The 10,663-nt window shown below is 66.0% G+C and carries 8 protein-coding genes and 1 pseudogene; 7 read left to right on the top strand and 2 right to left on the bottom strand.

Annotated features, from left to right (window positions below; translation table 11 throughout):
* From NO889_RS15640 to NO889_RS15625, 4 genes and pseudogenes are all read left to right on the top strand, one after another.
* Nucleotides 1-129: pseudogene (locus tag NO889_RS15640) on the top strand (phosphoadenosine phosphosulfate reductase family protein); the annotation flags it as partial.
* 135 nt (nucleotides 130-264) lie between these two features.
* On the top strand, nucleotides 265-1,614 hold the full coding sequence (locus NO889_RS15635; protein ID WP_256413159.1) for an alkaline phosphatase family protein: 1,350 nt from the start codon (nucleotides 265-267) through the stop codon (nucleotides 1,612-1,614).
* 69 nt (nucleotides 1,615-1,683) lie between these two features.
* Nucleotides 1,684-2,085, top strand: coding sequence for a DoxX family protein (locus NO889_RS15630; RefSeq protein ID WP_256413158.1), 402 nt, complete (start codon nucleotides 1,684-1,686; stop codon nucleotides 2,083-2,085).
* 94 nt (nucleotides 2,086-2,179) lie between these two features.
* Entirely contained in the window at nucleotides 2,180-2,482 is a 303-nt protein-coding gene (locus tag NO889_RS15625; protein WP_256413157.1) for a hypothetical protein, read from the top strand.
* A 52-nt stretch (nucleotides 2,483-2,534) separates the two neighbouring features.
* Here NO889_RS15625 and tmcA read toward each other — a convergent pair whose 3' ends face one another.
* On the bottom strand, nucleotides 2,535-4,811 hold the full coding sequence (gene tmcA / locus NO889_RS15620; protein WP_256413156.1) for a tRNA(Met) cytidine acetyltransferase TmcA: 2,277 nt from the start codon (nucleotides 4,809-4,811) through the stop codon (nucleotides 2,535-2,537).
* A 119-nt stretch (nucleotides 4,812-4,930) separates the two neighbouring features.
* On the opposite strand from tmcA, the gene NO889_RS15615 reads away from it, so the two are divergent.
* Complete coding sequence (locus NO889_RS15615) at nucleotides 4,931-5,380, top strand: UPF0179 family protein (RefSeq protein ID WP_256413155.1); 450 nt, start codon at nucleotides 4,931-4,933, stop codon at nucleotides 5,378-5,380.
* A 12-nt stretch (nucleotides 5,381-5,392) separates the two neighbouring features.
* Here NO889_RS15615 and NO889_RS15610 read toward each other — a convergent pair whose 3' ends face one another.
* Entirely contained in the window at nucleotides 5,393-6,118 is a 726-nt protein-coding gene (locus tag NO889_RS15610; protein ID WP_256413154.1) for a guanosine phosphorylase, read from the bottom strand.
* A gap of 301 nt (nucleotides 6,119-6,419) precedes the next feature.
* Between NO889_RS15610 and NO889_RS15605 the strand changes: the two genes are divergently transcribed.
* Together NO889_RS15605 and hmgB are read left to right on the top strand one after the other, a co-directional pair.
* Nucleotides 6,420-9,140 carry a polymer-forming cytoskeletal protein gene (locus NO889_RS15605; RefSeq protein ID WP_256413153.1) on the top strand — a complete coding sequence of 907 codons (2,721 nt, stop codon included), beginning with the start codon at nucleotides 6,420-6,422 and terminating at the stop codon, nucleotides 9,138-9,140.
* A 66-nt stretch (nucleotides 9,141-9,206) separates the two neighbouring features.
* Complete coding sequence (hmgB, locus tag NO889_RS15600; RefSeq protein ID WP_256413152.1) at nucleotides 9,207-10,550, top strand: hydroxymethylglutaryl-CoA synthase; 1,344 nt, start codon at nucleotides 9,207-9,209, stop codon at nucleotides 10,548-10,550.
* Nucleotides 10,551-10,663 lie beyond the last annotated feature (113 nt).

The raw sequence follows: 10,663 nt of genomic DNA, 5'->3' as shown, positions 1-10,663 counted from the left end.
GTCAGCACCGAAAAACCGACGGGCGAGCCCGCCTGGCTCCAGGACCTGGAGAACACCACCGAACGCGCCGGCCGCGCCCAGGACAAAGAGGACCTCATGGAGCGGCTCCGCGACCTCGGCTACATGTAACGAGCGGCGGCGAACCGGCCGATCCCTCCGACCGAACGCACGGAGCGCTCCGGCTTCCCGCCGGCCGTCACAGGTCGCCGCCGACCGTGCCGTCTCCGACGTGCTTTTCCACCGCGGGAGCGACGGTTCGGTATCATGGGCCTGTTCGATCGACTCCGCGGCGACGACGACCCGCGCGTCGTCTTCCTCGGCATCGACGGCGTACCGTACGATCTCGTCGCCGACCACCCCGACGTCTTCGAGAACCTCCACCGCATCGCCGACGCCGGGACCGGCGGCCGGATCTCCAGTATCGTCCCGCCCGAATCGAGCGCCTGCTGGCCGAGCCTCACCACCGGCGTCAACCCCGGGAAGACCGGCGTGTACGGCTTTCAGGACCGCGAGGTCGGCTCCGACGAGACGTACGTGCCGATGGGCAAACACGTCCGGGCGACCCGGATCTGGGACCGCGTGACCGCGGACGGCGGCGACGCGACCGTCCTCAACGTCCCCGTGACGTTCCCGCCGCAGGAGGACGTCCAGCGGATGGTCTCCGGCTTCCTCTCGCCCTCGATCGAGAGCGCCTCCAGCGACGCCGAGGTCCAGTCCGTCCTCGAGGACCACGGCTACGCCATCGACGTCGACGCGAAACTCGGCCACGACGAGGACAAGTCCGCGTTCCTCGAGAACGCCAACGACACGCTCGACGCCCGGTACGAGGTCTTCGACCACTACCTCTCCGCGGACGACTGGGACCTGTTTTTCGGCGTGTTCATGACGACAGACCGGATCAACCACTTCCTCTTCGGCGACTACGCGAACGACACCGACGACGCCGACGCGTTCCTCGAGTTCTATCGCTCGCTCGACGACTACATCGGCCGGATCTACGACGGCCTCTCCGAGGACGTCTCGCTCGTCGTCGCCTCCGATCACGGGTTCACGGAGCTGGTCCACGAGGTGAACTGTAACGAGTGGCTCGCCCGGAACGGCTATCTGGGCTACGACGCCGACGAGCCCGACGAGCTCGCCGACATCAGCGCCGACACCGAGGTCTTCTCGTTCATTCCCGGTCGGTTCTTCGTCAACCTCGAGGGCCGGGAGCCGGACGGTGCGGTGCCCGAAGACGAGTACGAGGCGGTCCGCGACCGACTCATCGACGATCTGGAGTCGATGACCGGCCCCGACGGGTCGCCCGTCTGCGAGCAGATCCACCGGGGCGAGGACGTCTTCGACGGGCCGGCCGACGACATCGCGCCCGACGTGGTCGTCGTCCCCGAGGACGGCTTCGACCTGAAGTCCGGCTTTGGACACAAGGAGGAAGTGTTCGGTCGGGGCCCCAGAAACGGGATGCACAAGTTCTCGAACGCGTGTCTGTTCACCGACGACGACCGGGTCGCGATCGGCGACGTCGACCTCTTCGATCTGACGCCGACGCTGCTCGAAATGCTCGAGGTCGACGCCGACGCCGCCGCGTTCGACGGGCGGAGCCTCTTGCGGTCGTAGACCGTCCGGAACGCCCGGACCGTGCGCGCCGGCTGTAGAGTTTTGTGTCTCGGGGTGATAGGGACCGATATGACAGAAGACTCCGCGGACGACGACGCGAACGACTCGCTCTCTCGGCTCGGCCGGGTCGCGCTCGGCCTCGGGCTCGCGCTCCAGGCCTCAGAGGACTTCCGCGACATGGAGGACACGATCGAGTACGCCGACTCCGCGGGCGTTCCGCTGCCCGAGATCGCGGCACCGCTGGCCTCCGGAACGATGGTCGTCGCCGGCGTGGGAATCGCGCTCTGGCGGCTCCCGCGAGTTGCGACCGGCGCGGCCGCGACCTTCCTCGCCGTCGTCACCGCGACGATGCACGACTTCTGGAACGCCGACGAGGCCGACCGAAGCGGCGAGCGACTGGCCTTCTTCGGGAACCTGGCGATGCTCGGCGGCGTGCTCGTCTTCCTCCGGCGGGCGTACCGCTCCGAGTGAGCGGTCGTCGCGTCCGGACCGTCCCATCCGGTCCGTCGCGTCCGTACTTTTATTTCTCTACACCGTGTGAATAGGATTACACACGGAACCGACCATGTCCTACGACACCACCGCCGTCGACGCGCCGACGCTCGAGTTCGTCCCCCGACGCCGCGTCGTCGCGGCGATCGCCGACGACGCGGTCGACTCGCTGAGCGACCTCCGTCCCCGCGGCCGTGCCGAGGAGATAGAGGCCGAACTCCGCGAGATCCATCTTCCCGCGCTCGATGAGGCGGGATACATCGAGTGGGACCCCGAGACCGGCGAGATCGAACCCGGCCCGAACTTCTCCGAGGCCGCGGCACACGTTTCGGACCTCCCGAGCCCGGTTCACGACCCGGAGTCCGCCGACGACTGATCGACCCCCGTCGGCCGATCCACCGCGGGCCGGTCGGTGGTCGATGACGCGGTCAGCGGTCGAGAAAGCGGTCGCGTTCCGCCAGCGCGAGGTCGGTCCCGTACCGCTCGACGAGCGGCTCGACGGCCGATCCGAGCGCGCGCATACACGCCGCCGTCGAGACGTAGTCCAGCTCGTCGGCGACCGACTCCCACGGGCGACCCTGTAACACCTTCCGGACGAGCAGCCGCTCCTCGCGGTCGTCGAGAGCGACGTTGCCGGTCCCTCCGAGAAGCGTCGCGACCGCGAGGTCGCGGAACGCGCCGGGGGCGACGTCGTACATTCCCGGTCCGACCGACGCCGCGATGACGGCCCGCCACTCGTGAGGTGTGAGATCGACCGATACCGACGCGGGACAGGCCGCGAGAGCCCCGCGGACCACGTCGGCGTCCACGTCGCGGTGGGCGTCCGAGAGCGCGTCGCGCTCGCGGTCCCGGAAGGCGACCGCGTGCCGGTCGAGGAGGGCCCTCCCGGCGTCGCCCTCCGGGCGGAGCATGATCGCGGAGTGCTCGCCGGAGGCGTCGTTTCGGGTGGTCGAGAGGTGGACGCTCCGGTAGCCCGCCCGCCGCCAGAAGCGGAGGAGCCGCGGGGTCGCGCCGAACCCGACCGAGAGGTAGTCGACCTCCTCGCCGAACTCGTCGCGGACCTCCTCGAGCAGGCGCGATCCGATCCCGTGCCCGCGGAGCGCGTGGTGGACCGCGATCCGGACGGTTCGGAGCCCGCGGGGCTCGGCGGCGGCCTCGTCGCGGAGCTGGCTCGTGAGCACGTCCGGAACCATGTTGCCGCGGACGCGCTCTCCCTCGTACATCCCGCGCCGCGTCTCCGGGTCGAGCCCGCCCTCCCGCGCGAGCAGCGCGACGGCCACGACGCGGTCGCCCGCGACGAGCGCCCGCGCGACGAGGTTCGGCGCGTCGAGCAGCCGCGCGAGGTCGTTCGGCTCCGTCCGGTAGTGGGCGGCCACGAGCAGCCCGAACGCCTCGCCCAGCAGGGTCTCGTCCGCGATCAGGTCGTCGGGCGGGAGCGCCCGGTAGTCGACCTCCGCGACGGTCGTCCCCGCGACCGCCTCCGGGACCGCCGGGCGGGCGTCGAGCAGCAGCGCGCGGGCGACCCACGACTCCACCGGGTCGTCGCGGGCGTACCGGATCGGCTCGTCGAGTCGGACGTCCCGGACCGCGAACTCGCTCTCAGCGAGGCGGTCGCGGAAGCGCACCGAGAAGCCGCGGCCCGCCCCCTCGTAGCCGTGGACCGTGGTACAGAACGCGACCGCGGGCGCGGCGAGGAACCGCTCGAGCAGCCGCACCGGCAGCGCCGCCGCCTCGTCGACGATGGCGCAGTCCGGGTCGTCGGGGAGTTCGGCCGCGACCACCGGCGGCAGGAACCGGACGCGACCGCCGCCCGCGACGCGGACCGTCCGGTCGTCCTCGGAGTTCGTCCCGCCGACGCCGCTCCCGCCCGCGCCGACGACCTCGCGGGCGCGGGCGAACACCTCCGCCGCGTTGCGGAAGGCGGGGGCGGTGACGAGCACGTCGCGTCCGGCGAGCGCGAGCGCGCCGGCGGCGAGCCCCGCGGCGCTCGACTTCCCGCGGCCGCGGTCCGACTCGACGACGACCGCCGACCCTGGCGTCGCGAGCGACTCCAGCGCCCGGACCGCCCGCGACTGGTCGGCGGTGAGACACGTGTCGTACACGGTTCCCGGAAACGTCGCGGTCGCGGGACGGCCGGGGGATGACCGCGACCGTGACGGCGGCGGGTCGGTGAGCCCGTCGCGTTCGATCGTGGGCCTCCGTCCTCGGGATCCGCGCTTCGCCCCGCCCACGTCGACGACGGCGACGCCGGGGTGCGTCCGGATCGTCTCGACGAGCCGTTCGCGGAACCGCCCCGTCACGTCCGCGAGCGCGAACGGCGGGACCGCGAGCGACTCGTCGAAACCGTCTCGGCGGTCCGGCCAGTCGTCGAGCGTCGGGGTCAAAAGCACCAGGAGTCCGCCGCCGTCCACCGCCCCCGCGGCCCGCCCCAGCGCGTTCGGGACGAACCGGTCGTGACAGTCGAGGACGACGACCTCGCGCGTGCGGCCGAGAAGCTCGTCCGCGGACCGCGGAGCGACCCGATCGAACCGGAACCCCTCGCGGGTCGAGACGATCGAGACGCGTCCCTCGTCGGCGTCGACCGCCTCGATCGCGTCGTAGGCGGCCTCGACGCCGCGGTCGCGGTCGCCGGCGAGCACGAGGAGCCGCCGCTGGTTCGCCCGCTCGGCCTCGCGTTTCAGGTCTCCCGCCAGCGCCGCGATCATTCGACGGCCCTTCTCGGGCGCGGGGGATGTGTGTTGCCTTCCGGACCGCGGTGCGCGGTTACGGGCGTCGTTCCCGCCGAGGCGAGACGCTTACGACGCCGGGGGTCCTTCCTCCGACCATGCCCACGGTCACGCTCATCGGCTCGCGGCTCGCGGACGCCGGCCGCGAGTTCGTCTACGAGGGGGAGTCGCCCGACTGTGCGGGCTGTCCCTACCGGAGCCAGTGTCTCAACCTCTCGGTCGGGACGCGGTACCGGATCACGGACGTGCGCGAGAACGCCCAGACGCTCGACTGTGCCGTCCACGATTCCGGCGTCCGCGCGGTCGAGGTCGAGCCCGCGCCGGTCCCCGCGAACGTCCCCTCGAAGGGCGCGTACGCCGGGAGTCGCGCGTCGCTCGCGGGGCCGTGTCCCCACACCGAGTGTCCGAGCCACGAGTACTGCGTCCCCGACGGGGCGGACTTCGACGAGGAGCGCCGGATCGAGCGGGTGCTCGGCGATCCGCCGCACGACTACTGCGCGCTCGACCGGGAGCTGACGCTCGTGGAGTTCAAAGCCGAGGAGGAGTGAGACCGTCCCCCGCTACAGCCCGACGACCGCCTCGAGCGTGATCCGGATCGCCCGCTCGACGTTGTCCCTCGCCTTCTCGGGGAGCTCGTCGTCGGAGTCCGCCCCCTTCTGGGTGCCCGCGACGAGGTTGCCGTCGACGGTACAGATCGCGCCGGCGGCGAGTCCCTTCCGGCGGGCGAGCGAGAACACGGTCGCGGCCTCCATCTCGATCGCCAGCAGGTTCGCGTCCTCCCAGTCGGCGACGTACGCGTCGCTCTCGTTGTAGAACGCGTCGTCGGAGACGATGGGGCCGACGTGGACCTCCTCGTCGTTCGCCTCCGCGCCCTCGACGAGCGCGGAGAGCACGTCGTAGTCCGGGACCGCCGGGTACACTGCCGACTCGTAGCGCTTGCTCGTCCCCTCCTCCTTGGCCGCGCCGGTCGCGACGACCATGTCGCCGACCTCCATGTCGGCCTGGAGCGCCCCGCAGGTGCCACAGCGGACGAACGTCTCGACGCCCACGCGCGAGAGCTCCTCCACCGCGATGGCCGCCGAGGGACAGCCGATCCCGGTCGAACAGATCGTGAGGTCGACGCCCTCGTAGCTCGCGTTGACGACCTTGTACTCGCGGTTCTCGGCGACGAGCTCGCCGTCGTCACACAGGTCCGCGATCCGGTCGACGCGGCCGGGGTCGCCCGGCACGATCGCGATATCGTGGACGTCGCCCTCCTCCACCAGCAGGTGCGGCTGTTTCGCCATACGACCGTCTCCAGCGGCCGCGCGCAAAAACGACCCGGTACTCGGACGGCGGTACTGGGTGAGAGATGGTCGGATCGAGATTTGCTATAGCGGAATGTAGTGTACTGGCAGCGTAGGAAAGGGAGTGTGCCGACTGGAACGGACCGGGATCGACGGGGCCGAGAGCGGTCAGAACCAGGGAGCCGGTGCTCCGCGGCCGGTGAGTCTCGGGGACGCGGCACGTCCGTTCGGCGTTTTCTCGGTTCTCGTGCGTGAGACGCGGCGGCGGGCATTTATAACCGTCCGCGACCCAGGGTGGGCAATGAGCTTCAGTCACGACCGTCGGGGCCAGTCGGTCGTGGTGGGGGCGGTGGTCCTCTTCGGTTTCCTGATCCTCGCGATGGCGACGTATCAGGTCCAGTTCGTCCCCATGGAGAACGAGGAGATCGAGTTCGAACACAGCCAGCAGGTGGAAGGCGAGTTCTTGGATCTGCGGAACGCGATATTGAATGTCGGTTCGACGGGATCAGTACAGTCCGAGCCGATACAACTCGGCACTCGATATCCACAGCGGACGTTCTTCCTGAATCCGCCGCCCGCATCCGGATCGCTTCAGACGACGAACACGGACCAGATTCGGATCGAGAACGTAAGCGTAGAGGAGGGAGGAAACGCCGAAGCGTACTGGAACGACACTGACAACGACCTCACGTTCAACACGAGTTCGTTACAGTATCGTCCGAACTACAACGAGTACCGGGGTGCCCCGAGACTGATATATGAACACTCCGCCGTCGCTGCCGAGTTCGGGGGTGAAGAGGAGGCACTCTTCCGGTCGAACCCCACCGTTCTTCGAGACGGTACGGGAGAGGTCAATGGTACCATCTCGATTCCCATCCTTCTCGGAGAGTTCTCCGCGAATGGAGTCGATCCGGAGAGCGTCGATCTCAGATCGGTTTCAAGCGGCGAGCGCACGATCGCTCTCTCCGCGAACGAATCCAGTCGGATCGTTCTACCGACGGCTGTCGAGAACGAAACTGAACTCGCCGACGAGTGGAATCGAACGACGCCTGCCGGCGTGACTGCCAGGCCCGGAAACGGCAACATCAGTCTCGAAGGTATCGATGGTTCCTACTCGCTCGGACTCTCCGCGGTCACAGCCGACGATGGTGGGGCTGAGAAACCGGCGTATATCGTGCCGGTCAGTGGGACCACTGCCGTCGTCGGCGACAGCGTCGGCGTCGAGGTACGAGATAAGTATAACAATCCCGTCGCGGGTGCCGAGGTCTGGTTCGATGGTTCCAAACGTGTCTCCGGTACCGATGGGCGAGCGTTCTTCGAATCCAACTCTTCGGATGGTCTTACTGTAACGATCAACGATAGTAGCAACCCACTAAATTATGAAAAGGTTCTGTTCACCGTGACTGAAGCAGGCGGTAGTGGCAGTGTAAATCGGACGTTTAGCACGGAGTGGGACCCGTATCCAGATCCTCTTACTGTAGTGGCGAACAACGATCGAGATCTGAACGTAACGGTTTCCGATCGAAGCGGAAGTGTGTCCGATCGAAGCGGAAATCCGATCGCGAACGCGACGATCGATTACTCGATCGCTCCGAGGTCTCCCAACGGCTCTCTGACGAAACTGAACCAGTCGGTTCACGACGGAGCCGATAGCGTCAAATTCGAAGCAGGAAGTGCTAAGGAAAATGAATCTTTCGATGTATACGCGTCTGCCGGAGACGATGTCGATACGATAAGCGTGAAGGTCATCGACGGGAGCGTCGCTTTTCGAGACGAAATCTCAGAAAACGATACCGAATTCACTGTGGAGCACACTCTTACGAATCTTGGCTCGGGATATCTTGTTATTAAAAACGAGGATAGAGACGTCAACTATACGCGTACCGTCTCCGGGGTATCGAGTACCATTGAGGTCGCTAATGTCGGTGGCATCCGTGATGATGAAAATATCAACGCAACGTTGTATGAGAGCAGCAATAAGGAGACGCAGTTAGATAGCGATGACGCAACTGTGGTGGGTGAGAGAGGCGATGGAGAATCCACTCCCATAACTGCGTTCGAATCTACTTCGGCGTCGAATCTCGCCGCCAACTCGGACGACCAGACACAGACACTGACGTTTAGTGTCGACGGTGACCTCGTAGAAGACGAGGATGGAGTAGTCGAGATCGACCTGAGTAACGCACAAGATGGAACTGGACCCCCTGGATCGCGCGGTGTTCAGTACGGAGATGCGACGACAACAGTCATTGCCGGTAGTGGGTCCGCTACTATCGAGGCAGGAGGACCGAATGCTGTCGTTGAATATAGTGCGGGCGCAGGCGATGATCCACCTGACGCAGAGATTCAGATCGCTATCGAGGGGGTAGATGTTGGTGACGTCGTGGGTGATGAATACGACATTGAGTTCAGGCATCCAGACGCGGGAACGGAGATAACGACATTCGGAATCGCAGAAACCTCAGGTGATAGAAGATTAAATGGCAATGTAGATGGTGACGTGTACTCGACAGGTTCGTTGACACTAGCGAACGAAGCTGATATTGACGGTGACGTTGACGCCGACGGTTCCGTCACGCTCAATTACCAATCACAAGTTCGCGGCAGCGTTACCAGTAGCGATTCAGTTATGATCAGAAATGAAGCGATCGTTCACCAGAATATCCACTCCGATGGACCAGTTACGCTCAACTTCCGGTCTGACGTTAGAGGTATGATCACAAGTCGGAATTCCGTTACCCTCGAAAACGAAGCGATTGTACGCGATGATATCAAAGCAGATGGACCAGTTATACTCAGATACCGATCTGAGGTGAAAGGCGGGGTGACGAGCCAGAATTCAGTCACCTTGGAAAATGAAGCGGTTGTTGATCAGAACATCGAAGCGAATGGAACTGTAACGCTTAATTACCAGTCTGAGGTGAAGGGTGACGTACTAGTTGATTCGGCTGGCGACATCTCGTGTGATGACGCGACGATCAACGGACAATCTTGTACGGAGTACGTCGCCGAGAACTACTGAACGATTTCCACGATCGACGTAACGCTCATCGACACACCCATATGCCCACCTCATGAACGACCGTTCATGACCGCAGTGGGGATCGACGCCATCGAGATCCGATCCGGAAAGCTCAGACTCGACCTGCCGAACACCTTCGCCCCGCAGAAGGGTGACGACCCGGAGAAGTACACGAAGGGGCTCGGACTCACGAACTCCTCGTTCCCGGACGTCTACGAGGACATCGTCACGATGGGCGCGAACGCGGCCAAGCGCCTGATGGACCGAAAGGGCCTCGAACCCGACGACATCGGGCGGATCGACGTCGCCACGGAGTCGGCGTTCGACCACTCGAAACCCGTCTCGACGTACATCGCGGGCTGTCTGGAGAAGGTGTACGACGGCGACTTCGTCCACGCCAACAAGGGCGAGCGCAAGTTCGCCTGCGTCGCCGGCACGCAGGCGGTCGACGACGCGTACAACTGGATCCGCGCGGGGCGGAACCGCGGACGGGCGGCGATCGTGATCGCGACCGACACCGCGCTGTACGCCCGCGGCGACCCCGGCGAGGCGACCCAGGGCGCGGGCGCGGTCGCGATGCTGATCGCCGAGGACCCGAACCTCGTCGAGCTCTCGAACGACCAGGGGTACGGTTCGAAGGACGAGACGGACTTCCTGAAGCCGAACCAGCAGTTCCCGAGCGTCGACGGCAAGCGCTCGATGCAGGTGTACCTCTCGCGGATGCGCGAGGCGCTCGAGGACTACGAGTCGGTCGCGGGGAAGATCGAGCTCGACGACTTCGCGTACGCCCCCTTCCACACGCCGTTTCCGGGGATGGTCCGGAAGGCTGCCCTGCTCGCGTACCGCCACGTGATCCGCGACACGGAGTACGAGGACGACCTCGCCGGCGAGATCGGCCGTCAACCGCGCGAGGGCGAGTACGACGACCGCGAGGCTTACGAGGAGGCGATCCGCGAGTACATGGACGAGCTGAAGACGACGGAGCAGTACCGGACGTGGTACGACGACGCCGTCGAGCCGACGCTCGGCCTCTCTCGGGAGGTCGGTAACTGGTACACCTCCTCGGTTCACGTCGCCCGCGTGAGCGCCCTCCGAGACGCGCTCGAGCGCGATCGGGACTTCGTCGGCGAGACGCTGCTCGTCGCCTCCTACGGCTCCGGCGCGCAGGCCGAGATCCACGCCGAGACGGTCCGCGAGAGGTGGCGCTCGGAGGTCGAGGCGCTCGACATCGACGACCAGCTCGAGCGCCGGTACGACCTCTCGTGGGAGGAGTACGAGGACGTCCACGACATCCACGAGTACGACAAGGACCTCGACCGCGAGATCGAGGAGTTCACCGCCCCCGAGGGCGAGTTCGTCTTCACCGGCTGGGGTCGGATGAACGAGCGGAAATACCAGTACGTCGAGTAGCGGATCGATCCGTCGTTTAGCGGCCGCTCGTCGGCCGTCGATCCGCCGTTCTCCGTGAAAACGGCTCACACGACGGCTCTCGAATACGATGGGTTTAAACGACCTTGGGCTGA

This window comes from Halorubrum rubrum (assembly GCF_024494685.1).
In the GTDB taxonomy this organism is placed as follows: Archaea; Halobacteriota; Halobacteria; order Halobacteriales; family Haloferacaceae; genus Halorubrum; species Halorubrum rubrum.
This window is presented reverse-complemented; position numbering and strand designations above follow the sequence as displayed.